The 24,939-nt window shown below is 67.3% G+C and carries 22 protein-coding genes and 1 riboswitch; of the genes, 12 read left to right on the forward strand and 10 right to left on the reverse strand.

Features of this window, described 5'->3' with window-relative positions; genetic code table 11:
- Positions 1 to 713: 713 nt before the first annotated feature.
- The gene (locus tag EV666_RS00120; RefSeq protein WP_132001107.1) at positions 714 to 1,229 is read right to left on the reverse strand and encodes a DUF6790 family protein; all 516 of its coding nucleotides are present in this window, start codon (positions 1,227 to 1,229) and stop codon (positions 714 to 716) included.
- Between the two features lie 336 nt (positions 1,230 to 1,565).
- On the opposite strand from EV666_RS00120, the gene EV666_RS00125 reads away from it, so the two are divergent.
- Positions 1,566 to 1,727: a DUF3309 domain-containing protein gene (locus tag EV666_RS00125; protein ID WP_132001110.1), complete on the forward strand. Its 162-nt coding sequence runs from the start codon at positions 1,566 to 1,568 to the stop codon at positions 1,725 to 1,727.
- A gap of 380 nt (positions 1,728 to 2,107) precedes the next feature.
- On the opposite strand, the gene EV666_RS00130 is transcribed toward EV666_RS00125, so the two are convergent.
- The 5 genes from EV666_RS00130 to EV666_RS00150 all read right to left on the reverse strand — a co-directional run bounded on the left by EV666_RS00130 (position 2,108) and on the right by EV666_RS00150 (position 6,795).
- A complete protein-coding gene (locus EV666_RS00130) occupies positions 2,108 to 2,542 on the reverse strand; it encodes a hypothetical protein (RefSeq protein WP_132001113.1) in 435 nt (144 codons plus the stop codon).
- Between the two features lie 386 nt (positions 2,543 to 2,928).
- Entirely contained in the window at positions 2,929 to 3,324 is a 396-nt protein-coding gene (locus EV666_RS00135; protein WP_376884486.1) for a DoxX family protein, read from the reverse strand.
- Positions 3,325 to 3,595: 271 nt separating this feature from the next.
- Positions 3,596 to 5,431 (reverse strand): dihydroxy-acid dehydratase, encoded by a 1,836-nt coding sequence (ilvD, locus tag EV666_RS00140; RefSeq protein ID WP_132001119.1) that lies wholly within the window; start codon positions 5,429 to 5,431, stop codon positions 3,596 to 3,598.
- Between the two features lie 46 nt (positions 5,432 to 5,477).
- The gene (locus EV666_RS00145) at positions 5,478 to 5,678 is read right to left on the reverse strand and encodes a hypothetical protein (RefSeq protein ID WP_132001122.1); all 201 of its coding nucleotides are present in this window, start codon (positions 5,676 to 5,678) and stop codon (positions 5,478 to 5,480) included.
- A 37-nt stretch (positions 5,679 to 5,715) separates the two neighbouring features.
- Positions 5,716 to 6,795 (reverse strand): AraC family transcriptional regulator ligand-binding domain-containing protein, encoded by a 1,080-nt coding sequence (locus tag EV666_RS00150; RefSeq protein WP_245514123.1) that lies wholly within the window; start codon positions 6,793 to 6,795, stop codon positions 5,716 to 5,718.
- Positions 6,796 to 6,899: 104 nt separating this feature from the next.
- Between EV666_RS00150 and EV666_RS00155 the strand changes: the two genes are divergently transcribed.
- On the forward strand, positions 6,900 to 7,685 hold the full coding sequence (locus tag EV666_RS00155) for a crotonase/enoyl-CoA hydratase family protein (RefSeq protein WP_132001125.1): 786 nt from the start codon (positions 6,900 to 6,902) through the stop codon (positions 7,683 to 7,685).
- 168 nt (positions 7,686 to 7,853) lie between these two features.
- Here the strand turns inward: EV666_RS00155 and EV666_RS00160 are convergent, their stop codons facing one another.
- Positions 7,854 to 8,294 (reverse strand): acyl-CoA thioesterase, encoded by a 441-nt coding sequence (locus tag EV666_RS00160; protein WP_165909836.1) that lies wholly within the window; start codon positions 8,292 to 8,294, stop codon positions 7,854 to 7,856.
- Between the two features lie 155 nt (positions 8,295 to 8,449).
- On the opposite strand from EV666_RS00160, the gene EV666_RS00165 reads away from it, so the two are divergent.
- The 6 genes from EV666_RS00165 (at position 8,450) to EV666_RS00190 (ending at position 14,513) form a co-directional block, all read left to right on the forward strand.
- Positions 8,450 to 9,163 carry a response regulator gene (locus EV666_RS00165; RefSeq protein ID WP_132001131.1) on the forward strand — a complete coding sequence of 238 codons (714 nt, stop codon included), beginning with the start codon at positions 8,450 to 8,452 and terminating at the stop codon, positions 9,161 to 9,163.
- The gene (locus tag EV666_RS00170; protein WP_132001134.1) at positions 9,160 to 10,503 is read left to right on the forward strand and encodes an ATP-binding protein; all 1,344 of its coding nucleotides are present in this window, start codon (positions 9,160 to 9,162) and stop codon (positions 10,501 to 10,503) included. The genes EV666_RS00165 and EV666_RS00170 overlap by 4 nt, the downstream gene beginning before the upstream one ends.
- A 124-nt stretch (positions 10,504 to 10,627) precedes the next feature.
- A complete protein-coding gene (locus tag EV666_RS00175; protein ID WP_132001137.1) occupies positions 10,628 to 11,200 on the forward strand; it encodes a hypothetical protein in 573 nt (190 codons plus the stop codon).
- A 2-nt stretch (positions 11,201 to 11,202) separates the two neighbouring features.
- Positions 11,203 to 11,676, forward strand: coding sequence for a MarR family winged helix-turn-helix transcriptional regulator (locus tag EV666_RS00180; protein ID WP_132001140.1), 474 nt, complete (start codon positions 11,203 to 11,205; stop codon positions 11,674 to 11,676).
- A 246-nt stretch (positions 11,677 to 11,922) separates the two neighbouring features.
- Positions 11,923 to 13,152 (forward strand): ABC transporter substrate-binding protein, encoded by a 1,230-nt coding sequence (locus tag EV666_RS00185; protein WP_165909837.1) that lies wholly within the window; start codon positions 11,923 to 11,925, stop codon positions 13,150 to 13,152.
- Positions 13,153 to 13,280: 128 nt separating this feature from the next.
- Complete coding sequence (locus EV666_RS00190) at positions 13,281 to 14,513, forward strand: ABC transporter substrate-binding protein (protein ID WP_245514124.1); 1,233 nt, start codon at positions 13,281 to 13,283, stop codon at positions 14,511 to 14,513.
- Between the two features lie 275 nt (positions 14,514 to 14,788).
- Here EV666_RS00190 and EV666_RS00195 read toward each other — a convergent pair whose 3' ends face one another.
- Complete coding sequence (locus EV666_RS00195) at positions 14,789 to 15,436, reverse strand: TetR/AcrR family transcriptional regulator (RefSeq protein ID WP_165909838.1); 648 nt, start codon at positions 15,434 to 15,436, stop codon at positions 14,789 to 14,791.
- Between the two features lie 274 nt (positions 15,437 to 15,710).
- Here EV666_RS00195 and EV666_RS00200 point away from each other — a divergent pair, with 274 nt between their 5' ends.
- The 4 genes from EV666_RS00200 to EV666_RS00215 all read left to right on the forward strand — a co-directional run bounded on the left by EV666_RS00200 (position 15,711) and on the right by EV666_RS00215 (position 22,167).
- On the forward strand, positions 15,711 to 16,331 hold the full coding sequence (locus tag EV666_RS00200) for an NADPH-dependent FMN reductase (protein ID WP_132001149.1): 621 nt from the start codon (positions 15,711 to 15,713) through the stop codon (positions 16,329 to 16,331).
- A 122-nt stretch (positions 16,332 to 16,453) separates the two neighbouring features.
- The gene (locus EV666_RS00205) at positions 16,454 to 18,112 is read left to right on the forward strand and encodes an acyl-CoA synthetase (RefSeq protein ID WP_132001152.1); all 1,659 of its coding nucleotides are present in this window, start codon (positions 16,454 to 16,456) and stop codon (positions 18,110 to 18,112) included.
- A 97-nt stretch (positions 18,113 to 18,209) separates the two neighbouring features.
- On the forward strand, positions 18,210 to 19,649 hold the full coding sequence (locus tag EV666_RS00210; RefSeq protein ID WP_132001155.1) for a 4-hydroxyphenylacetate 3-hydroxylase N-terminal domain-containing protein: 1,440 nt from the start codon (positions 18,210 to 18,212) through the stop codon (positions 19,647 to 19,649).
- A gap of 163 nt (positions 19,650 to 19,812) precedes the next feature.
- Positions 19,813 to 22,167, forward strand: a complete 2,355-nt coding sequence (locus EV666_RS00215; protein ID WP_132001158.1) for an acyl-CoA dehydrogenase family protein — start codon at positions 19,813 to 19,815, stop codon at positions 22,165 to 22,167.
- Positions 22,168 to 22,417: 250 nt separating this feature from the next.
- Here EV666_RS00215 and EV666_RS00220 read toward each other — a convergent pair whose 3' ends face one another.
- A complete protein-coding gene (locus EV666_RS00220; protein ID WP_132001161.1) occupies positions 22,418 to 22,936 on the reverse strand; it encodes a 6,7-dimethyl-8-ribityllumazine synthase in 519 nt (172 codons plus the stop codon).
- Between the two features lie 103 nt (positions 22,937 to 23,039).
- A riboswitch (FMN riboswitch) is annotated at positions 23,040 to 23,241 on the reverse strand.
- 343 nt (positions 23,242 to 23,584) lie between these two features.
- Positions 23,585 to 24,838: a BaiN/RdsA family NAD(P)/FAD-dependent oxidoreductase gene (locus EV666_RS00225; protein ID WP_132001164.1), complete on the reverse strand. Its 1,254-nt coding sequence runs from the start codon at positions 24,836 to 24,838 to the stop codon at positions 23,585 to 23,587.
- Positions 24,839 to 24,939 lie beyond the last annotated feature (101 nt).

Consider the following 24,939-nt stretch of genomic DNA (forward strand, 5'->3'; position numbering starts at 1 on the left):
GGCATGGGAAAACAACGCCTGACATCGCCAGGCGCCATGAACACGAATTTGAGAGAGGAAGTCACACATGCGCCTGGGGCGCATCAGTCAAGTTCATCAGCAAGTTCGATTGAAGCACCCTAGCCGGCAATTGTGTTTTTTACAAGGACATGCAATTGCGTTCGCCAGCAGGTCGGTGACACGGTCCGTCCCGATGTAAGTATAGGAAAATTCTTGTAAATATTGATGTGGACGGCAGCCTTGCGCCACGCAAGGCCGGACCGGTTCAGCCGCCCTGTCGCGCCTGTTCCTTACCAATTGGCCTGAAGCCAATCCCGTGCTGCATCGCGCGGCGTCTTGGCCAGGAAATGCGGGCGCTGTCCGGGCGCGCCGTGCTGTTGACCCGGATTGTTTATATCCTTGGGAACGCAAGCGCGCTTCTTGCGTCAACGCTGGCGACGATTTCAGTGGAGATCGTTGGGTGGCGATTCCGGCGGTGATCTTTTGCCGAGGCGCGCAGAAATCCCGCGCCAAGCTCAACCGCCGTCTTCCGGTCGCCCTAACCAGTCATCAGCCTGCCGACGACAAATGCTGTCGCCAGCCCCGACCCAAAAAGCGCGGACAGCATGACGCCAATATGCACCAGATCATTTCGTGACACTGCAAACCTCCCATATGATTTTTATTCACAGTAGGATAGGCGCGCGCCAACAGGCAATGTCAGGACCGCATGGCTATGGGCGCGTTGCGGCATGGCTGCGACAATGCAGCCCAAGCAGCGCGAAGCCGATGAGCGGCGTGAAGATGTCGGTCCAGAACACCACGCCGGCGTTGCCAGGGGCGAAATTGTGCGCGGTGACCATCTGGTAGACATGCACGCCGGCCGCGCCCCACAAAAAGATCGCCGGGCCGAGAATGGCGGCGAGGCGCATGTCGAAACCGCGCCAGCAGGACAGAAAACCCACCGCGGCGAAGCCAAGGCTTGCAAACCCCACTTCAAGCTGGAACGGGCTGTCGGCCCAGCCGATAAAGCGGGCGGTCATGTCCGCAAAGACGGTGTGCATGACGCCGTTATAGAGATTGCTGACGCCGATCGAGAAAAAGATGAAATAAAACAGCAATGCCTCCCAGACGCGCTGGCCGGTCAGCGGCTTCGGCGCCAGAGCAAGCGAAATGACCGATGCAGCCAGGCCCACGACCAGCAGCGTCAGGGTGAAGTTCGACAGCAGAAAAACGATGATGTCTCGCATGGGTGGCTGGACCTTGTGCTGGCGGTGTGGGTGATGCTCACGGGCAAGTGGTTGCGTGGAACAACTTGCGACAAATACACGTTAGCTTCAGGTATCGATGCCTGACCAGTCGTGTCAGGCGGTTTGTCCTGTAACCCGCCAGCTTTGTCAGCGTCGGGACCGGGCGGCCGGTTCTGCGGTGCTTCCTGGCGCTGACGTTGCGCAGCGGTGTTCTTCCGGCGGGCGCAAAGGTCTTGCCGGAAGACCTTTGCGCAATTCCTTGCCACCGGGCGCCGGAACTCCTGTCGGAATTGCTCCTGCCGGAATTCCTGCAAACTCCCGCAAGAGAGGTTTGATATGTACCTTTTGCTGATCCTCATCATTCTCATCCTGCTCTTCGGTGGCGGTGGAATGATGTATGGTGGGGGGCGCTATCGCGCCCAGGGGCTTGGGTTGGGCGGCATTCTTCTGATTTTGCTCATCATCCTGCTGCTGACCGGCGGCCTCGGAAGGGTGTGAGGCGCGCCCCGTGAAAACCGGCCGTGAAACCGGCGCATCGGAGGCCTGTCCCTGACCGGACGCCTTCCTCACGCAAGAGGCTGCCCGGGGTTTGCCGAATGCGTGGAGACGGGGCGGCCGGAGCTGAAGCGGATCGGCTTCTGCCCCGGCGGTTCATGCGTTTCCCCGGGTCTGGGCGCAATCTCAAAAAACGCGCGTTCCATGGAAAGGCGCTCACGAAAGCGCCTGATGACCTCACGGCCCCCGGGGGGCCCTGCTGTGGAGCGATGCCTCGGCAGCGCCGCCGCAATCTCCCCACATGACCGCGGATGAGGCGCCCGTCTCCTTAAGGCGGCCTCGAAGGGGGCGCGCTCGGGGGCGCGCGGCGCCCTGGCTGGCGGTTACCACCACCACCAGCCGGGGCCGCCCCAACCGCCCCACGTCTGGTAGTCCCACGCCGCCTGCTGGTTCAACTGCGCGGCCATCAGCTCCTGGCTGGCGATGGAGCGCTGGATGGAGAGGGCCTTGAACTGCTGGTAGCTCGCCTCGTTGCCCACATAGATGCAGTTGCAGCCCTTCGGGTCCGCGTAGATGAACACGGGCTTGCCCTTCACATGACGCATGGTGAATGTGCCGGCCGGAAGGCTGGCGAGCGCGGCCTGTTGTTGCGGGGTGCTTGCGACCTTGATGCTGAAGCCGGAAGCGGACAGCATGTCGGTCGTGGATTTCGTGGTCTGGCAGCCAGCGACGGCGACCGCGGCGAGCAGGGCGCCCGCGAGGGCGAAGCCGGTTCGTGATGCGCGCGGCGACAGCCAGCGGGCGTGGGCGACAGTCATGAGGAACTCCATGCATATCCCGCGCTCCGTTCCTGGAAGCGCGGCGGGTTGTAGACGCCAGCGGGCCCGATGCGCGGGCCGGAAGCATCGCCTGATGGAGCGGATGCTTCCATAATCCCGGGGCCGGGCATCAACGCGGGCCCCCGGGGCGCCCCACAGCAGAATGGAGGAAAATTTTCATGGGCTGCAAGTGGGAGAAGCGTGCTTTTTCATGCGGGCCGGTATTTTAGTCATTGTCGGCTCAAGGTTTGGCCAGCGCCCGCCCGGGAAAACCTGCATGTCATGCTCCGGCGAAATTTTCCGGTGAATATTCGCAGCTGGCTCGCCGGAAAGGGCGGCGTGATTGATGCGCGACCGGCGGCCGCGCCGTGCGCCAACCGGCGGCTCTATCCGGTCCGTCGCCCGGTCAGGGCGTCAATGGAGATCGGGCCGGGGCCGGCCGCAGCAAGATACAGGAACGTAAAGCAGTAAAGGGCCGCCAGCTCGCCGCCATTCAGCAGCGGAAAGAATCCCTTGGGCGCGTGCACGACAAAATACGCCACCGCGCACATGCCGCTGAGGAGAAACGCCGAAATGCGCGACTGGAAGCCGATGACCAGCAGTGCGCCGCAAATCAGCTCGAACAGTCCGCCGACGCCGCTCAGGCTCGCCAGGGACGTGCTGTTCATCGGGCCCGTGGGAAAGCCGAGGATTTTGCTGGTTCCGTGCTGTAACACCAGCAGGCCCGCCATGATGCGCAATATGGAGAGCAGAAAGGGGGAAAACCTGGACGCGAACTCCATGGCCATTACCTCGCAGGCGTTCATTGCGCCGCGAGTATAAGTCCGCTTTCGCGCGCCTGTATATGGGCGCCCCGCCATTGCCAGCGCTGGTTACACGATAATGTTAATGACGGGAAAGATACGGCCCCGCGTATGGGCGCAAGTTCTGGAATGACTCCAGTAAACCAGGTTTCTCTATTTGTCTCTCTGACGCAGCGCGCGGAAGGGACAGGGAACGGCGATGACGGGGAGGCGGCCGCCGCGACTTCCGGGGAAGCCGCGGCGGCGCATATCATTCCGGCAGGACGCGAACGGCGCCCCGGTCGGCCGAGGAAGCGAAGGCGGCGTAAGCCTTCAGCGCCGTGGTGACGTTGCGCGGCCGGGGCGCGGCGGGCTTCCAGCCCAGCCGGTCCTGCTCGGCGCGGCGCGCGGCCAGCTCGGCTTCGGGCACGGCGAGATTGATGGTCCGGTTCGGGATATCGATCTCGATGATGTCGCCGTCGCGCACCAGGCCGATGGCGCCGCCCTGGGCGGCTTCCGGCGAGGCGTGGCCGATGGAGAGGCCCGAGGTGCCGCCGGAGAAGCGACCGTCGGTGATCAGCGCGCACGCCTTGCCGAGGCCGCGCGATTTCAGGTAGCTGGTCGGATACAGCATTTCCTGCATGCCCGGGCCGCCCTTGGGGCCTTCATAGCGGATCACCACCACGTCGCCGGCCTTGACCTGCTTGCCGAGGATGCCCTTCACAGCGTCGTCCTGACTCTCGTAGACCACGGCGGGGCCGGAGAATTTCAGGATCGATTCATCGACGCCGGCGGTTTTGACGATGCAGCCGTCGAGGGCGATGTTGCCCTTGAGCACGGCGAGGCCGCCATCCTTCGAGAACGGATGCTGCACCGAGCGGATGACGCCGTTCTCGCGATCGAGGTCCAGCTCATCCCAGCGCGAGGCCTGGCTGAAGGCCGTCTGGGTCGGGACGCCGCCAGGCGCCGCGCGGAAGAATTCGCGCACGCTTTCGCTGTCGGTGCGATCGATCGCCCAGCGGTCGATGGCCTCGCCCAGGGTGGCGGCATGCACGGTGGGCGTGTCGCGATGGATCAGGCCGCCGGCCTCCAGCTGGCCGAGAATCGCCATGATGCCGCCGGCGCGGTGCACGTCTTCCATGTGCACGTCCTGCTTGGCCGGGGCGACCTTGGACAGGCACGGCGCCTTGCGTGACAGGGCGTCGATGTCGTCCATGGTGAAATCAACGCCGCCCTCGTGGGCCGCCGCCAGGATGTGCAGCACCGTGTTGGTGGAGCCGCCCATGGCGATGTCAAGCGTCATGGCGTTTTCAAAGGCCCGCTTGTTGGCGATGCTGCGCGGCAGCACCGAAGCGTCGTCCTGCTCGTAATAGCGGCGGGCGAGATCGACAATCAGGTGGCCGGCCTCGATGAACAGGCGCTTGCGGTCGGCGTGGGTGGCGAGCACCGAGCCGTTGCCCGGCAGCGACAGGCCAAGCGCCTCCGTCAGGCAGTTCATCGAATTGGCGGTGAACATGCCGGAGCAGGAGCCGCAGGTGGGGCAGGCCGAGCGCTCGATGACCTTGACGTCTTCATCGGAGACGTTCTCGTCGGCGGCAGCGACCATGGCGTCAACGAGGTCAAGCGCCTGCGTCTTGCCATGCAGCACCACCTTGCCGGCTTCCATCGGGCCGCCGGAAACGAACACGGCCGGGATGTTCAGCCGCATGGCGGCGTTGAGCATGCCAGGGGTGATCTTGTCGCAATTGGAGATGCAGACCATGGCGTCGGCGCAATGGGCGTTGACCATGTACTCGACGCTGTCGGCGATGATCTCGCGCGAGGGCAGCGAATAGAGCATGCCGTCGTGGCCCATGGCGATGCCGTCGTCCACGGCGATGGTGTTGAATTCCTTGGCGATGCCGCCCGCCGCTTCAATCTCGCGCGCCACGAGCTGGCCAAGGTCCTTCAGGTGCACGTGACCCGGCACGAACTGGGTGAAGGAGTTGACCACGGCGATGATCGGTTTGCCGAAGTCGCCGTCCTTCACGCCGGTGGCGCGCCAGAGGCCGCGGGCCCCGGCCATGTTGCGGCCATGTGTGGTTGTTCTCGAACGATAGGCTGGCATTGGGCGCTTGTCTTTCACTTCCATGTCGCTCTGAACCAGAGCACGGTCATCGCGGCTGGTAAACCCTGGCGTCGCCAGACGTCAGGTTAACGCCAGACGCCAGGCCGTCGCGAGACCCGCCGCCGGTCGCTTTGACATAATTCCAGACTAGCACGTCCGCACGGCGCAGTTCCATGGGCGTCACGTCCTGGCCGCCGCGCGACGGCGTCATGCGCTGGCGTCCGGCGCGATCTCCCATCCTGCTCATGTGGGCGCGACCTTCATGGAATATAAGGCCGTCGCCTTCAGGAGGCCGTGGCCTCACCCACGGCGGCGCGCGCGCCGCGCTGCGTTTGCGCCATGCGGCGGTATTGCGCCGGGGTCATGCCGGTCCAGCTTCGGAATGCGCGATGGAATACCGGCGCGGCCGTGAAGCCAAGCTCCTGCGCCAGGGCGTCGATTTTCTCATGGCCCTGGCTCAGCCGGCGCAGGGCGGCGTCGCGCCGCAAACGGTCCTTGATCTGCTGGAACGAGACGCCTTCCGCCGCCAGCCGCCGGGCGAGGCTGCGGCGCGACATGGCCAGATGCCCGGCCGTTTCGGCAAGGTCGGCCCGGAAACCGTTGGGGCCGGCGTAAAGAAAATGCCGCACGCGCAGCGCCAGCACGTGAGCCATGGAGGTGGTGAACAGCCAGTCGCGCGGGGCCCGCTCCAGAAATGCCTGAACCTCCGCCTCCTTGCGCAGGATCGGCAGCGCCAGGGTCCGCGCCGTGAAGGCGATGGCGCTCGGCCCGCCGCCGAAAACCGGTTGCAGCGAAAACATCACGGCGTAATCGGCAGCGAAGGACGGCCGGGGGAAGGCGAGCCGCAGCCCGGCGAGGGGCGCTTCATGGCCAGCGAGCCAGGAGGCGACGCCATGCGCGAGCTTCAGCATCAGCGCCTGGCCGAAGCGGTTCAGCGGCGCCTCCGCCATGCGCGGCGCCAGGGTCATGACGCCCCGGCCGTCTTCCTCGGTGAAGATGAGCTGGTAATCGTCCAGCAGCAGGTTCCACACCTGGGCCAGCCGGTTGAGCGCGGTGGCCATGGACGGCGCGCCGATGACCGAGCGGCAGATCAGCTTGAGCGAGCCGGAGCGGACCGGCCGCGACCACAACCCCATCATTTCGTCACCGGTGGCGACGGCGGCGATCTGATAAAAAGCGATGAGCTGCTCGCCGCCGATGCGGGCGCCCGGGCGCGCCAGCATGGCCGGCGCCACGCCCGCCGCTTCCAGAAAAGCCCGAAGTTGCCCGCCGCCGGCGATCCGCTCCAGGGCGGCGAACCAGTCCTGGACCAGTTCGTGCGACAGCGAGACCGGATCGCCGGACGGGTTGGCCATATCCATCATGTTTTTGGCTGTTCCCGTTATTTTCCTGGCGCCCATTCAGCAGCAATGTGGCCGCAGATGCAATAATGCGCCGCTTGCCTGGCGCGAACCGACGGGGCTTCCGAATGACAACCTTCCGCTCGCTGAAACTGGAGATGCGGGACACCGTGGCCATCCTCACCCTGGCGCGGCCGGAGCGTCGCAACGCCATCGACGAGGACACCGTCATGGAAATCGGCCGTTTTTTCGCCGATCCGCCGGCGGAGGCGCGCGTCGTGGTGCTGAACTCCGAGGGCGATCATTTCTGCGCCGGTCTTGACCTGGAAGAGCACGCCCGCCTGCGTCGCACGCCGGCCCAGTTCATGCGCATGTGCCAGAAGTGGCACTGGGCTTTCGACCAGATCCAGTATGGCGGCCTGCCGGTGATCGCGGCGTTGCGCGGCGCGGTGGTGGGCGGCGGCCTGGAGCTCGCGGCCGCCTGTCACACCCGGGTCGCCGAGCCGTCGACGTTCTTCGCCCTGCCGGAGGGGCAGCGCGCCATCTTCACCGGCGGCGGCGCCACGGTGCGGGTGGGGCGCATCATTGGCCCTGGCCGGATGGTCGACATGATGCTGGCCGCCCGCACCTATGACGCGGCGCGCGGGCTTGACCTTGGCCTGTGCCACGAAATTGTCGCGCCCGGCGCCGGCCTGGAGCGGGCCATCGCCATCGCTGAGGCCGCCGCGAAGCACGCGCCGCTGTCGAATTACGCCATGGTCACGGCCATCGGCCGCATCAACGACATGTCAACCACCGACGGCCTGTTCGCCGAGAGCCTGATGGCCGGCATCGTCCAGAGCGGCCCGGAGGTCGCCGCCGGCCTTGACGCCTTCCTCAGCAAGAAAAGCAGCCGCCTCGAACCGAAGGACTGACGGGCCGCCGGTCGCCCGTCTGGCCCATGGACGGGAGCCGCGACGGCGCCACGTGGCAAGGCCGGGCTTCCGTCCTCTCCCGGCATGGCCGGATCTGTTCCGGCCATGCACGCCGGCACGTCAGCGCGCCAGCACACGCCAGGGCTTGCGCCCGGTATGGCGCGCGTCTCAGGCGTCCGCCGGCTCGTTCACCAGCATCCGCGTCAGGGCGGCGCGCAGGCTGTCGCGGAGGGGCTGGGCGCCTTCGGCCGTGGCCTGGACCAGGGTGGTCTGGCAGAGGCCGACGCATTTGCCGTTCTGGAACATGGCCTGGCCGATGTCCCAGGACGCCGAGCCGATGCGCAGGACGCCGCTGCGAATCTCCACGTCCGCGCCATGAAACACTTCGGCCAGATAGGTGACGCGGCTGTCGGCGGTGACAATGCGCACCCGCTCCCCGGAGGCGGCGCGCACGACCTCGCCAGTGAAGCGCGAGCGGGCCTCGTCATAGTAGGCGGCGACGGCGATGTTGTTGACGTGGCCGAGACGGTCTTCGTCGCGATAGCGGGTCTGCAAGATGAAAACATGCGGATAGACGGCGCTGTTCTGGCGCCAGACGGGCGGTTTCATGGGAGAAGCATCTCGCTGGATTGATTGTTGTCCGGGTTGCATTGCCTGATAGCCTTCCGCAGCCGCTGTCGTGAACCCCCTGTCGCGCCAGATACGGCTGTTTCCGGCCACATTGGCGGTTATAGTCGGCGCCAACCGGTTGCCTGGGTCGCCTGATGCACGTTTCCCCCCTTATCCTGATTGTCGAGGACGACCGTGAGATCAGCGCGCTCGTCGCCCGTTACCTGATGCAGAACGACATGCGGTGCGCCACGGCGGCGGATGGCCGGCAGATGGACCGGCTGCTGCGCGCCGACCGGGTCGATCTGATCGTGCTCGACCTGAACCTGCCGGGCGAGGACGGCCTCGCCATCTGCCGCCGGCTGCGCCTGTCGTCGGCCCTGCCGATCATCATGCTGACGGCGCGCGGCGAGGACGTGGACCGGATCATCGGTCTTGAGATGGGCGCTGACGACTATCTGGCCAAACCGTTCAATCCGCGCGAACTGCTGGCCCGCATCCGCGCCGTGCTGCGCCGCCGCGACAATCCCCACGGGATCGTGGAGGAGGTCAGCGCCTTCACGTTCCTGGGCTGGCGGCTCGATGCGGCGGCGCGCAGGCTGAGCAATCCCGATGGCGTGCGCATCGCCGTCACCGGCGCGGAGTTCGAACTGCTGCGGGCGTTGTGTGAACACGCCGGGCGGGTGCTGTCGCGTGATACGCTGCTCGATCTGACCCAGGGGCGCGCGGCGGCGCCCTTCGAGCGCAGCATCGACGTGCTGATCAGCCGGCTGCGCCAGAAGATCGAGCGCGATCCGCGCGACCCCGACATCATCCGGACCATCCGCTCCAGCGGTTACCTGTTCACGCCCGCTGTCCAGCGCCAATGACGCCGCGTCTCCGGTTGCCCTCCCGCATCGCCAGCCAGATCGCCATGATGGTGATCGGCGCGGTCGTATTGCTGCAAATGCTGATGGCTGGCGCGCTGTTTCTGCTGGCGCCGCGCCCGCATCGCGGCCCGCCGGAACTTGCCCCTGTCGCCGCCGTCATCCGCCTGACCGCCGCCGCGTCCGCCGGGCTGCGGCCGCAAATTCTCGATGCGGCCCATATTGCGGAGCCGGGTTTCCGGTTCACGCTGATGCCGGGCCATGCGCCGGAGGCCACGGAGAAGGAGGCGCATCCGGTTGTGAACGGCCTGGGGCAGCGGCTCGGGCCAGCATTCCGCGTATGGGTCCCCGCCGGCGCCGTCAGGGATCCGGGCGGCGTTCCGGATGCGCTGATGGTGGCCTTGCCGGACGGGCAGGTTCTCCAGGTCATGCTGGCGAACGGGCTGCCCGGCGGGCCGCGACCGACGCCATTGCCGCTTTTCGTGGTGGGGACGCTGGGGCTGGTCGCGGTCAATATCGGCGTGCTGACCATCTGGGCCTCGCGCGGCGTCACGGCGCCGCTGGCCAGATTTGCCAAAGTGGCGGAAGAGTTTTCGGTCGATCGCGATCCGGCGCCGCTGCGCGAGGAGGGGCCGGCGGAGATTCGCGCCGCGGTGCGGGCGCTTAACCGCATGCGCGACCGCATCCATTCCATGTTCGCCGACCGCACGCAGATGCTGGCCGCCGTCAGCCACGATCTGCGCACGCCCATCACCCGCATGCGCCTGCGGGCGGAGTTCATCGAGGAGCCTGGACTGAAGGCGCAGTTCACCCGCGACCTGGAGCAGATGGACGCCATGGTGCAGGGGGCGCTGTTCTTTTTGCGCGACGGCGACCAGAAGAAGCCGGCGGCGCCGGTCGACCTGTCCAGCCTGCTGCAAACCATCGCCGACACGTTCGGCGACATGGGCCGGGATGTGCGTTACGAGGGCCCGCGCCAGGCGGTGGCGCTGGGGCACGCCCGGCAGCTGGAGCGGGCAGTGGTCAATCTGGTCGAGAATGCTGTCCGCTATGGCCGCACCGTCGCCATCCGGCTGCGCCAGGAGGAGGCGGCGCTGGTGATCGACGTGGCCGACGATGGCCCCGGCATTGCGCCGGCCGACCGGTTGCTGCTGCTGAAACCATTCACGCGCGGCGACGCGGCCCGCCGCCAGAGCGACGCCGAGGGCTTTGGCCTTGGCCTGTCGATCGCCCAGTCGATCGCCGCCGCCCATGGCGGCGAACTCAGCCTGCATGACAATCCGCCGCAGGGATTGCTGGCGCGCATGACCCTGCCGAAGGGGCCTGCGCCGGAGCGGGCGTGACCCTGGCGCCAGGCGCCCTGGATACAATTTTCCATGGCGTGGCAACATTCAGCAACACAGGCGCCGGCTTTTGGTCCACGACCACGGGCATTGTTCCCGCCGAAACTGCGGGAACGCCACTTTCATGCCAACGCATACTCTGAAAAAGCTCTGCCGCCGCGCCGTCATCAATGGCGTGGTGTCGGTGATGAGCATCGCCCTGGCGTCGCTGTCAGGACCTTCGAAAACCGGACAGCACCCGGTCGAGCCGCCGCGCCTCGCAGCTAGCGGCAAGGTCATCGACCGGCTGGCGGACGCCAGTCTTTCTCAGGCCAGCCCCGGCGACGCCAGCTTCATTCATCGTGCGGCGCTGGTTCCGGCGGCGCGCGACCAGTTCGCCGCCATGCCGCTGTCGCTGGCAGTGGGCGGGGCGCGACAGGCGCCGACCCGCGCCATGGCGGCTGACGCTGGTCCGGCGCCTGCCGCTCACACGGCCGGTCGGCGGGCGACGCGGATGGCGAAGGCGACCGCATCCCGCTTCCGCATGCTGGCGATGGCCCCGTTGCCGCCGCAACGACCGGTGGACCGGCAGCCAGCGCCAGACAGCGTCGTGGTCGCGGCGGCGAAGCTGGAGCGTCCGTCGCTGGGAACGCGGGTGATCGGCGGCGCCGTGGTGGCGCTGGACGCCACCTGGTCGCTGCTGACGCGTTCGCTGTGACGATGGCCGCCATTCCGCTTGTCGATGGGCGGCCTCGCGCCCGCAACCGCTTCGGGGTCCTGTTCGTTGGCCTCGCCCGGCGCTGGCGCGCCGCCATCGACGCCAGCCTGGCGGAGCTTGGCCTGACCGACGCCACCCTGGGGCCGCTGGCGCAGATCGCCCGTTGCGGCGACGGCGTCTCGCAGAAGGATCTGGCGGCGGCCGTTGGCGTTGGTGGCTCGACGCTGGTGCGACTGCTGGACATTCTCGTGGCGAAAGACCTGGTGGTGCGCCGGCAGGACCGGGCGGACCGCCGCGCCAACCTGTTGTATCTGACCCCGGCCGGTCACGCCGTCCTGCGGCGGATCGAAACCATCATCGCCTCGGTCGAAGACGATATCCTGGCCGATATGGACGAGGACGCGCTGGAAAGCCTGACGCGGGCGCTGGAGAAAATCGACGCCCGCATCGCCGGCGCCGGCCGCCGCAAGGCGTAGCCGGCCGCGGATCGGTTCCCCATCAATTTATGACCAGAGGATTTGAGCCGCCGGTTTTCGGCCGGGGTTTCTGGTCTGGTGATTTTTGATCAGACGATTTTTGCCAGTCGGCCGGATTCCGCTTGCAGCGCCGGTGAAAGGCCTGTTAGAAAAATTGAAATAAGATAAGTTATGTTATTGTCGACCCGAAAACGGGCGGTGATCAGGGAATGGAAACGCCTGCTGCATCTGCAGGGAGGGGGAAACATGACTGGCATTTCGCGCCGCGCCTTCACCATGGGCGCCGCCATGTCGCTGGCGGCGCCCGCCATCGTTCGCGCCGCCGGCGACAAACCGTTGCGCATCGGCGTGCTCGCCGACATGAACGGCCCGTATTCCAATCTGTCCGGCGTCAGCGCCGTCACCGCCGTGCGCCTCGCCGTGGAGGACTTCCACAAGGAGCAGCCCAATATCCCGGTGGAGGTGGTCCAGGCGGATTTCCAGCTCAAGCCGGACATCGGTCTCGCCGTCGCCCGCAACTGGTTCGACACCGGCGACGTGCACGCCATCGCCGATATTCCCATGTCAGCCCTGGCGCTCGGCATCACCGAGCTGGCCCGCGACCGCAACCGCGTCGGCCTGTTCACCGGCACCGCCACCGAGGACCTCACCGGCAAGTTCTGCGGCCCCGACCACGTGCACTGGACCTATGACAGCTACGGCATGGCCAGCACCGTGGCCAACGCCATCATGGACAAGAAGCGCGACACCTGGTTCTTCATCGCCGCCGACTACGCCATGGGCGCCTCGGTGGTGCGCGACGCCTCGCAGATCATCGAGAAGCGCGGCGGCAAGGTGCTCGGCGTCGTGCGGCATCCGTTTCCCGGCTCCGGCGACTTCTCCAGCTATCTGCTGCAGGCGCAGCAGAGCGGCGCCAAAGTCATCTGCTTCGCCAACGCCGGCGACGATCTGGTGAACTGCATCAAGCAGGCCAATGAATTCAACATCACCGGCAACGGCGCCATCCTCACCGCCATGCTGATGGACGTGCCGCAGGTGCACTCCATGGGCCTGAAGGACGCGCAGGGCATCTATTACGCCAACGGCTTCTACTGGGATCGTGACGACGCCACCCGCGCCTTCACCCAGCGGCTGCTGCCGTTCGTCAAGGACCTGCGGCCGGCCCAGAACATCGCCGGGGCCTATTCGGCGTCGCTACACTACCTGCGCGCCGCCGCAGCTGTGGGGCCGGAGGTCGCGCGGAAAAACGGCGCCGCCGTGGTGGCCAAGATGAAGGAGCTGCCAGTGACCGAGCCGCTGTTCGGACCGGCGCGCATCGCCCCGAACGGCCGGCTGATGAACCGCATGTATCTGTGCCACGTGCGCAAGCCGGCGGAATCGAAAGGTCCGTGGGACTACGTGACCATCGCCGGCGTCGTGCCGCCGGAACAGGCGTTCCGGCCCCTGTCCGAAGGGGCCTGCAAGCTGGCGGGTTGAACGAGGGTCGCGCGCAAGCGGGCGGCGGCGCTTCCGGCGCGTCCTGCGCATCCGCCCCGGCAATCCCGTTGCCTCAATCCCGTTGCCCCAATCCCCTTGCCTCAGTCCCGCCCATCTGGGAGAGCGTCATGCTCCAGAAGTCCTTGCAGAAAGTCCTGCGCCGGCTGGTCCGGCCGTGCCCCGCCATGGGCCTGACGGCGGCCGTGGCGCTGGCGGCGGCGCTATCCTTTGCCCATGCGGCCGACCGTTACACGGGGCCGGGCGTCACCGCCGACGAAATCCGCATCGGCCAGACCATGCCCTACAGCGGCCCGGCTTCCGCCTATGGCCAGCTTGGCAAGGCCGAGGCGGCGTATTTTCGCTATCTGAACGATCGCGGCGGCATCAACGGCCGCAAGGTTCGCTTCCTGTCGCTCGATGACGGCTACAGCGCTCCCAAGGCGCTGGAGGGGGTGCGCAAGCTGGTGGAAGGCGATGACGTCGCCCTGATTTTCGGCACGCTGGGCACCGCCAACAATCTGGCGATCCGCGCCTGGCTCAACGGCAAGAAGGTTCCGCAACTGTTCGTCGCCGGCGGCTCGCAGGCGTTCAACGATCCGAAGCGCTTCCCCTGGACCATGGCCTGGCAGCCGGCGCTACACCGCGAGGGCGTCTTCTTCGGCGAGCAGACGGCGCTACGCACGCCGCAGGCGAAAATCGGCGTGCTCTACCAGAACGATGATTTCGGCAAGGAGCTGCTGGCCGGACTGCGCGCCGGGCTTGGCGACCGGGCCGGGCAGATCGCCAGCGCCCAGAGTTTCCAGGCGACCGATCCCACCATCGATTCGCAGATCATCAATCTGAAGGAGGCGGGCGTCGACGCGGTGTTCCTGTTCGCCTATTCGCGCCAGGCCGCCCAGGCCATTCGCAAGATCCATGAAATGGGCTGGAAGCCGCAAATTTATCTGACGCTCGGCTCCGCCTATATCGGCTCGACCTTCAAGCCGGCCGGCATCGACGCCTCGACGGGGGTGATGACCGCCGGCTTCATCAAGGAGGCCACCGATCCGGCGTGGAAAGACGATGCGGCGGTGAAGGAATGGCGCGCCTGGTTCGACAAATATCTGCCCGGCGCCGATCCCTCGGACACCCTGAATATCGTCGGCTATGCCTACGCCCAGACCCTGGAGCAGGTGTTGCGCCAGGCTGGCGAGGATCTCAGCCGCGAGAACATCCTGAAACAGGCCGCCAATCTGAAGAATGTGCGCATTCCGGTGCTGTTGCCTGGCAGCCTGATCAACACCACGCCGGACGATTACGCCGTCGTCACCCACATGCGCCTGCAACGGTTCAACGGCGCCAGCTGGGACGCGGTGGAATAGGCCGCGCTGGAAAGTCGGCGGCCGTCTTTCGCGCGTCACGCCCCGGCGTCGGGCTGTGTCCGTGGCCTGGCGCGCCGTCTCATCTTCGCCGCGTCATGCTCGCGCCTGTCGCGGGCATCCGCGTTCTGGCGCCCTGTGGGGGACCAGCGCGTATCCTGGTGGATGGCCGGACAAATCCGGCCACGGATGGAGCGCGGGCGGTTCGAACATTAACGCTCCGGCCGTTGGCGCTTTCGGATGACCGATCCAGACGTCAGCGCCTGGCCGCGGCGCCGTCAGTCCTTGCCGTCGCTGTCAGTCCGGGAGGCCAGCAGGTCGAAGGCGTCCTTGAAGAAGCGGCGGCGGCCGCCGGTGTCGAACAGTTGCAGATGGGCGACGTTCACCGCCATCAGGATGCGGGAGCGCAGTTCGGCTTGGGTGGCGTCGAAGCCCAGATCGCGGAACGCTTCGGTGAGGAAGGCGAGCACCTGCGCCTCCGCCTCGCGCACGGTGGCGGCGGCGCGCGGGTCCATGGTGGCCCAGATGCGCATGGCGTGGTCGAGATCGAAGGTGCCCTCGACGACGCTGCGCCGCGCCAGTTCGCGCACCCGCGTTCGCGGGTCGGGATCGTCGAACGAGGTCCGGTCGAGCACGCCGCGCACCCGGCCCATGCTGTAGCTGGCGGCCAGCTCCCCCAGATATTCCTCGAAGTCGCCGAAATGGTGATAGAAACTGCCGGTCGACACGCCGAGCCGGCGGGTGAGGGGCGCCAGCTTCACGGACGACACGCCGCCTTCGCGCAGGATGTCCTGGCCGGCGCTGATCCAGTCTTCCCGGGTCAGGCGTTTGTCGGCCCGCCCACGCCCGCTGGCCTCGCGCGCGTCCCGTTCGTCGGCAGCCCGGGACCGGGACGGTCTGGCTTTCGGCGGCGAGGCGTCGGTCATCGATCTGGAATCCTTTCCATTCTGCGCCAGCCTCATAACATCCATGCGCAGGAATGGCGACGCGACGTAATTGACAATAACATAACTTATCTTATTCTGATGTACATCAACGCCCGGGCGAAAACAGCGCCCGCAAGAAAAGCCGCCGCGCAGGCCCCGGCTGGCGCGCGAGCCCAGAGCGTTCCGGCGCGGCGGCGGCCGCCTTGCGCCAGGGCTGCGGCAAACAGCAGGAGCAGGCCCCGGTGTCCGCCCTGCCGGCAAACGGAGGAAACAGATGAGCCGTCCACTGATTGTCGGCGTCGGCGGAACGACCCGCCAGAACTCGTCATCGGAGCTGGCCCTGCGCGCCGCGTTGCGTCATGCGCGCGCCGCCGGGGCCGAAACAGCGATCTTCACCGGCGCCGAACTCAACCTGCCCATGTACGGCGCTGAAGATGACAGCCGCACCGGGGCCGTCACCCGTTACATTGAGGCGCTGCGGCGCGCCGACGGCGTCATTCTCGCTTCGCCTGGCTACCACGGCTCCATCTCCGGCCTGCTCAAGAACGCGCTGGATTACATTGAGGATCTGCGCGACGACGCTGCCCCGTATCTCGACGGGCGCGCCGTTGGCTGCATCGTCAGCGCCTACGGGGCGCAGGCCATGGGCACGACGCTCTCCGCCATGCGCAGCATTGTTCACGCCCTGCGTGGCTGGCCGACGCCGATGGCCGCCGCCTTCAGCGCCGTGACGCCAGTGTTCGACGCGGACGGGCAATGCGTGGATCCGGCGGTTGACCGGCAGTTTCGCATGATCGGCGAGCAGGTGGTGGAGTTTGCGCACATGCGCGCCAACCATCGCGCCGGAGCGAGCGATCTGGCCGCCGCCGCGTCGCTGAAGGTCGCCTGCGGCTGAGCGCGATCATGGACCATGACGCCGGACAAGGGCGGTTAACCGCCCGCCGGCCCGTCTCCGCAGAATGGACGCTGACGTTCAGCCTGTAGCGACCGGAGGAAGCGCATGAACGGGGGAGAGGCATGAGGGTGGAAGCGACGGCGACCATCGACGCGCGGCAGGCGGACGCCGCCGGAGCCGTGCAGACGGACCTGACCAGTTGGCTGGCGCCGCCGGCGCCCCATGGCGGCGTTGCGGCGGGACTGCGATTGTCCCAGGCGTTGCAGCGCTGCGTGCGCCTGCGCGGCGGCGAGATCGCCGTGGTCGACGGCGCGACGCGGCTTACCTGGCGCGCCTTCGCCGACCGGGCGACGCGTCTGGCCGGCGCCCTGCGCGGGCTCGGCATGCAGGATGGCGACCGGGTGTGCATGCTGGCCAACAACAGCCACCGTTATCTGGAATTTTACTTCGGCGTTCCCTGGGGCGGCGGCGTGTTCACGCCGCTGAATTTCCGTCTCGCCCTGCCGGAGCTTGCCGCCATCGTCACCCACGCCGGGGCTGACATCCTGCTGGTGGACGACGCCTGGGCCGACGCCGGCGCTGAACTGGCCGCGGCGACTGGGGTGCGCTGCGTCATCCATGCCGGCGACGGGCCGACGCCGCCAGGCATGCTCTCCTTTGAGGCGCTGGTGACGGCGGCGGAGCCGGCGGAGGATCGCGGCCGTGGCGGCGACGACGTGGCGGCGCTGTTCTACACCAGCGGCAGCACCGGCGCGCCCAAGGGGGTGATGCACACCCACGCCAACATCCTGTTCAGCGCCGTCACCTATGCGGCGGCGATCCGCCTCGACGAGGAATCGACGGCGCTGATCTCCGGGCCGCTGTTCCATGTCGGCGCCGCCGGCATCTGCATTCCGGCCATGGTGGCTGGCGGGCGCGTCGCGCTGCTGCCGAAGTTCGAGCCCGCCGCGGTGGCGGAAGCCATTGGCGCCCATGGGGTGACCGTCACCTCGCTGGTGCCGACCATGCTGCGCATGTTGCTGGACGACCCGGCCAGCCGCCGCCACGACCTCACCAGCCTCAACACCCTGCTTTATGGCGCCTCGCCGATGCCGGAGGCGCTGCTGAACGAGGCGCTGGCGCTGATGCCGTCGGCCCGCTTCATCCATTGCTACGGCATGACGGAGGCGACCGCCTCCTGCACCGCCCTGCCGTCGCGTTATGTCTCGACCCATCGCCACGAAGGGCGGGTGAAATCCTGCGGCCGGGCGCTGACCGGGCTCGACGTCGCCGTGTTCGATCCTGAGGGCGCGCCGCTGCCGCCAGGCGAGATGGGCGAAATCGTCGTGCGCGGGCCGACCATCATGAAAGGTTACTGGCGCGAGCCGGAGCTGACGGCGCGGACGGTGCGCAACGGCTGGCTGCACACCGGCGACCTTGGCTACATGGACGGCGAAGGCTTCGTCTATCTCGTCGACCGCCTGAAGGACATGATCATCACCGGTGGCGAGAACGTCTATTCGTCGGAGGTGGAGGACGTGATCTACGCCATCCCCGGCGTGTCGCAATGCGCGGTGATCGGCATGCCGCACGAACGCTGGGGCGAACAGGTGCACGCCGTCATCGCCATGGCGCCTGGCGCCGACCTCACGGAAGAGGCGGTTGTCGCCCACTGCCGCGCCCATATCGCCCGTTACAAATGCCCGCGCTCGGTCGATCTGCGCGCCGAACCGCTGCCGCTGAGCGGGGCCAACAAGATCAACAAACCCCTGCTGCGCAAGCAATTGCAGACGCCGGTCTGACCCGCGCCGGCGCAGTCGCCGCGCGAAAACCTCGAAACGTCTACCTCGAAACGTCTACTTGGAAACGCCTGCCTGGAAACGCCTACGGAGACTGGAAATGGCCCTGAAAACCCCTGAACAGTATTACGAATCCCTGCGTGACGGCCGCGTCACCTTCTGGGACGGCCAGAGCATCCCGGACATCACGAAGAGCGACCGCTTCCGCGTGCCGCTGGCGCTGATCGCCCACGACTATGAATATGACGATCCGGATCTCGGCCATCTGCGCCGCTACAGGACCGAGGATGGGTCGGAAGCGCACCGCATCTTCCAGGTTCCGCGCACGGCGGAAGACCTGCAGACCCGCGTCGAGATGCTGATGCACACCTCCATCGGCACGGCGGTTTCCGGCGTGTTCATGGCGCTGCTGCAGTGCGTCGATGATATTCGCGCCGTCAATCCGATGTACGCCGACAATATCGAGCGCATCTACAAATATTGTCGGGACAACGACCTGCGCGGCGCCGAGGTGATCACCGACCCCAAGGGCGACCGCAAGCGCCGCGCCCATGAGCAGGACGACCCGGACATGTATGTCCGCATCGTCGAGCGCCGCAAGGATGGCATCGTGGTGCGCGGCGCCAAGCTGCACATCACCGCCGCCTCATGCATCCACGAACTGGTGGTGATGCCGACCAAGGGCATGCGCCAGGACGAAACCGACTACGCGGTGTCGTTCTCGATCCCGGTCAACACGCCCGGCGTCAAGATCATCAACCGCTCGTTCGCGCCGGCCGAACTGAACGCCTTCGACTATCCGGCCTCGTCGCACCATTCGATGCCGGAAGGCATGGTGATCTTCGACGACGTGTTCGTGCCGTGGGAGCGGGTGTTCCTCGCCGGCGAGGTGCAACTCGCCAGCAAGCTCGCCCAGTCGCTGGGCCTGTGGGAGCGGACCGGCGGCGTCATCGAGGCGGTGCGCATGTCGGAACTGTTCGTCGGCCTCGCCCAACTCGTCACCGAGATGCAGGGCAAGGAAAACGATCCGATTGCCCAGAACTCGATCGCCGAGCTGATCACCTATGCGGAAATGCTGCGCATGTCGCTGGATTATTCGCTGCGGCATTATGAAACCACGCCGTCCGGCATGGTGCATCCCAACACCCTCGGCATCAACGCCGCCAAATACTACTACGCCGCCAACTTCCACCAGACCGTGAAGTTCCTGCACGACCTCTCCGGCGGCCTGGTGCTGACGCTGCCGCTGGAGTCTGACCTGCGCAATCCGGAATCCGGCAAGTACATCCTGAAGTATCTGGCGACGAAGAAGACCGTGGACGTGGAGACGCGCATGCGCGTCTACAACATGATCCGCGACCTGACCGCCGACGCCTATGGCGGCTGGCAGTTCGTGGTCGCCCTGCAGGCTGGCGGCGGCCTGCCGGCCCAGCGGCTGATGATGAACCGGCTGTATCCCATGGAGCAGGCGCGCCAGCGCGCCCTGGCGGCGGCCGGCGCGACGCGCCGGCCCGGCGAGGCGAGGAAGGCGGCGGAGTAACGCGCGCCTGCCATGAAGTGAACGCAGGGTTGGCCGGCGTCATCAGCCATGACGCCGGCCGCATCCCTTGTCATGATGGGGCAGCCATACGGCAAAGCGGACGCCGCGCCCGGCCAAACGGGGAAACAACAAGCGGCGCGCCTGACGGGAGCAGGAGCAGGGCATGAACGCGATTTCCCCCGCCATTCCGGCGCATGCGGACACACAGCTGGATCACCACGCCTTTCGCGCCCATGTGCGCGCCTGGCTGCGCGACAATCTGCCGGAGGAGCTGACGCGCCGTAACCGCACGGCGGTGCACCCCACCCGGGACGACATGCTGGAGATTTCCGCCATCCTGCACCGCAACGGCTGGTCGGTTCCCGGCTGGCCGGTGGAAGAGGGCGGAACCGGCTGGAGCGCCATGCAGCGCTACATTTTCGACGCCGAACTGGTGGCCGCCGGCGCGCCAACCAACAATGTCCAGGGCGTCGCCCTGGTCGGACCGGTGATCGCCCGCTTCGGCACGCCGGAGCAGAAGGCGCGGTTCCTGCCGGACATTCGCGAAGGCAAGGTCTACTGGTCCCAGGGCTTTTCCGAACCAGGCGCCGGGTCCGATCTCGCCTCCCTGCGCACCCGCGCCGTGCGCGAGGGCGACCATTACGTGGTCAACGGCCAGAAAATCTGGAACTCCCACTCGCATTTTTCCGACTGGATCTTCTGCCTGGTGCGCACCGATCCGGACGCCAAACCGCAGAAGGGCATCTCCTTCCTGCTGGTCGATCTGAGGTCGCCGGGCGTCACGGTGCGGCCGATCCAGTCGATCGATGGCGGCGAGAGCCTGTGCGAGGTGTTCTTCGACAATGTCATCGTCCCCGCCAACCAGCTGGTGGGCGAAGAAAACCGGGGCTGGGATTACGCCAAATGGCTGCTTGGCAATGAGCGCGTCGCCACCGCCAATGTGCCGCGCAACAAGCGCAATCTGGCGCTGATCCGCGACATGGCGCAGGTGGAAAAGCGCTGGGGCCGGCCGCTGATCGAAAGCGCCGACCTGCGCCACCGCCTCGGCCAGCTCGAGATCGACATGCTGGCGCTGGAAGAGGCGGTGATGCAGGCGCTCGCCTCCGGCGGCGACGACGCCGGCCTGCCGTCGGTGCTGAAGCTGGAGGGCACCCGGTTGCAGCAGGAGATCCTGCGCATGATGGTGGAGGTGCTGGGGCCTTATGGCGCCGCCTTCTACCCGGAGCCGAAGGACCGCGCCGGCGTCTATCTGCCCGGCCAGCCGCACGCGGTCGACATGGTCGCGGATTTTCTGTTCATGCGCGCCGCCACCATTTATGGCGGCTCCAGCGAGGTGCAGCGCAACATTCTGGCGCGCCTGCTGCTGCGCGGTGAAACCGCGAGCCATCGCGAACTGACCGATGACCAGCGCATGCTGGCCGACAGCGCCGCCGCTTTCGCCCGCAAGCACGACGCCTTCGGCAATCTGCGCAAGCGTCCGGCGACGCGCGACAACATCCGCGCCGGGCTGGCCAGCTTCGCGGAGATGGGCTGGACTGGCCTCGGCCTGCCGGAAGACGCCGGCGGCTATGGCGGCGACGCCGCAGATATCGCCGTCATCGCCGAGGAGCTGGGCCGGGGGCTGGTGATGGAGCCATTCATTGGCTGCGTTGTCGCGCCAGGCGCCCTGCTGGCGGCTTGCGGCGCCACTGCGGATCTGGCGGCGCTGGTTGCGGGCGAGACGGTTTTCGCCGTCGCCCATGATGAACCGGAGGCGCGCGGCAAAACCCAATGGGTGACGACCAGCGCCCGCCAGGACGGCGACGGCTGGGTGCTGGACGGCTTGAAGTGCGTGGTGGCCGGGGCGACGGCGGCGGATGTGTTTCTGGTTAGCGCCCGCACCAGCGGCGATGATGGCGATGAGGACGGGATCAGCCTGTTCTGCGTGCCGGCGACGGCGGCGGGCGTCGCTGTCAAACCGTTCCGCACCATCGACAACCAGCAGGTCGGCGACGTGGCGCTGACGGGCGCCCGGCTGGAGGCTGGCGCGCTGATCGGCGCGGAGGGTCAGGCGTTCGCCGCCCTCGACGCCATGACGGCGCGGGCGATCATGGCCAGTTGCGCCGATGCGGTGGGCGCCATGGAGCAGGCGCTGTGGACGACGCGCGATTACCTCCGCACGCGCCGTCAGTTCGGCGCCGCCCTGGCCGATTTCCAGGCGTTGCAGCACCGGCTCGCCGACATGTTCGTGGAGCTTGAACTGGCCCGCGCCAGCCTGGCGCGCGGTCTCGGCGCGCTGGATCTGGCTGATGCAGACGAGCGGCGGGCGCTGGTTTCAGCCAGCAAGGCCCGCATTGGCCGCGCCGGCTTCCATGTGGGCGCCCAGGGCATCCAGTTGCATGGCGGCATGGGCATGACCGAGGAGTGCGTCATCGGCCATTATTTCCGCCGCCTCAAGGTATTCGACACGGCGTATGGGGATGGCCACTACCATGTCTGCGCCTGGGCGGACGCCGACGCCGGGGCGAGGGCAAGGTAACAGGCGCCTCGACCCTGAAGGCCGGATGTGGCTTGGACTTGTCCCAGGGCGGCGTCTTTCGGGCGGCGCGTCCTGGTCAGCCGCTGGGTTTTTACCGGCGGAGCTTTTCTTTTCCGGGGCATACTCCGTCCCGCCGGCCCGAAACCCGCGCCTGCCCGGGTGAGCCTGTGCAAACATCACGGGCGGCCCCAGATTTCTGGAGCCGCCCGTTTTTTTGCCTGGACGGCGTTGTTTCGTTTGGAGGTGGCGATCAACCGGCGCTGGCGCCGGCGGTCGCGACCGGGACGCCGTAATTCGCCGCGGTGACCGCGAGGGCGGCGGCGGCGGCTTCGCGGCCCTTCACCTTGAAATGGTTGTAGAAATAGGTGGTGTGCTCGGCGTGCTCGTGGAAATTGAGCGGCGTCAGCACCGCCGAGAGCACCGGCACGCCGGTGTCGAGCTGCACGCGCATCAGGCCAGAGATGACGGCGTCGGCGACGAATTCGTGCCGGTAGATGCCGCCATTGACCACGAGGCCGGCGGCGACGATGGCGTCATGACCGCCCTGTTCCGCCAGCTTTTTGGCCAGCAGCGGAATTTCATAGGCGCCGGGCAGCTCGTAGAAATCGACGCTGACGTCGCGGCCGCTTTCGGCGATCGCCGCGCGGAAGGCGTCGCGGCTCTGGTCGACGATTTCGCGGTGCCAGGAGGCCTGGATGAAGGCGATGCGGGTGGGTCGGCGGGCGCTGGCGGCGCCGGAAACATTGGCCGAAGACACGTGTTGATTCATGATTGGCGTCCTTGTTGTTTGCCATGGCATGAATCAGGGCATACGGACGCACGACGGGCGGCCTTGGGCGAAAATCTGTTTTCGCCGGGCTGGGCGCCCCTGCAACCGATCTCTTCCATCCGGACTGTGACCGTCGGCCCCGGAATTGCACCGGGTCTGCTGACCCCTGCGCGGCGTCGCACGGCGGAAGCCGGCGATCCTCGCAGGGCGCTCGCGGGCTTGCGGCGACCTGATGGTTCGAAAGGAACCGTCCAAGCAAACCGCTTACCGCCGGTGGGGAATTGCACCCCGCCCTGAGATCATCGCCCGCCACGAATGGCGGACAGGGCAATTGTTAGCGGTGTCCGGCGCGTCTGGCAATGCGTGCGTGTGGATGGCCGGCGCCGGCGGCATCGGGGAAACCGCTTGCCCGGCAAGGCGATGCGCCAATCCGCAGGCATTGCCGCTGCAATCATTGCAAGATTTTTTCCAGGCCCCATGGTCGGGCAGAAAGAATATGTCCGGGTCACATCTGCCTGTCAGGGCGTCACGCGATCAGAAAGCGTCGCCGTGGCGCGATGCGCATCTGGACTGGCGACAGCGTGGGACTTTGGTCGGCTTTTTCCGGGCCTGGGCCGGCTGTTGGCCTGGCCGGTTCTTTGCCCCGGATCAGCTTTGCGCCTGGAGATAGCGTATCGCGCCCGCCGCCGCCGCCGCGCCGAGGGCGAAGCAGGCCTGAAGCAAATAACCGCCGGTGGGGGCGTCCCAGTCGAGCATTTCGCCGGCAACGAACACGCCGGGCTTTTTCACCAGCATCATGTGGGCGTCGATTTCCGACAGGGCCACGCCGCCGCTGGTGGAGATGGCGCGCTCCAGCGGGGCCACGCCGGCGACGCTGAGCGGCAGGGCGCGAATGCGGCGGGCGAGGGTAGCGGCGTCATTGGTCAGGCTGTCGACGCCCTCCGCCAGATCAATTTCACGCAGCAACGCCACCGCCGCCGGGGCGAGGCCCGCCGCCTTGCGCAGCCAGGTGGCGCCGGATTTGCGGCCGCGCGGGCCGGCGAGCCGCGCCGCCAGCTCCTTCTGGTCGAGATCGGGACGCAGGTTCAGGCTCAGGCGCGCTTCACCGTCGCGGGCCAGGGCGGCGCGGATGGCGCCGGAAAGCGCGTAGACCACGCCGCCCTCCATGCCGCCGCGGGTGATGACCGCTTCGCCGCGCGCCGTCACGCCGTCACAGGTCAGGGCGATGCGCTTCAGCGGCTGGCCGGCGAATTTGTCCTGCAGGTAGGCTGACCATCCAATCAGCGCGCCACTGTTTGAAGGCGCCAGCGGCGTCACGGCGACGCCCGCCTCCGCCAGCGGCCCGGTCCAGCCGCCGTCGGCGCCAAGGCGCGGCCAGCTGGCGCCGCCGGTCGCCAGAACCACCACATCCGGCGCGACGGAGAACGCGCCCTCCGGTCCATCGAACGCCAGGGCGCCGTCGGCGTTCCAGCCGCGCCATGTGCAGCGGGTGCGCAGGGTGACGCCAGCCTGGGCGAGGCGGCGCAGCCAGGCGCGCAGCAGCGGCGAGGCCTTGAAACTCTCCGGAAACACCCGGCCGCTGGAGCCGATGAAGGTGGGTTCGCCCAGCTCCGCCGCGAAGGCGCGCAGGGCGTCGGGCGGAAAGGCGTCGATCGCCGGGGTCAGCCACGGGGCGGCGGCGCCGTAGCGGCGCAGGAAGGCGTCGCGCGGCTCCGAATGGGTGAGGTTGAGGCCGCCGCGTCCGGCCATCAGGAATTTGCGCGCCGGGCTCGGCATGCGCTCGTAAACGGTGACGGCGAGCCCCGCGCCGGCCAGACGCTCCGCCGCCATCAGGCCCGCGGGACCCGCGCCGATAACGGCGGCGACACGGGGAGCGGGGGACGGGGAGACGGGGGCATTCATCGCAAAGCTTTCGTTCGGCGCTGCGGGCGCGCCCAGGGGCGGGGCGCCGGCCCGGTTTCGGCCCGGCGAGCTGGCCGCGTCTTTCCTTATGGAAGCTGGCG

The sequence above is a fragment of the Camelimonas lactis genome, from assembly GCF_004342915.1.
Classification (GTDB): Bacteria; Pseudomonadota; Alphaproteobacteria; order Rhizobiales; family Beijerinckiaceae; genus Camelimonas; species Camelimonas lactis.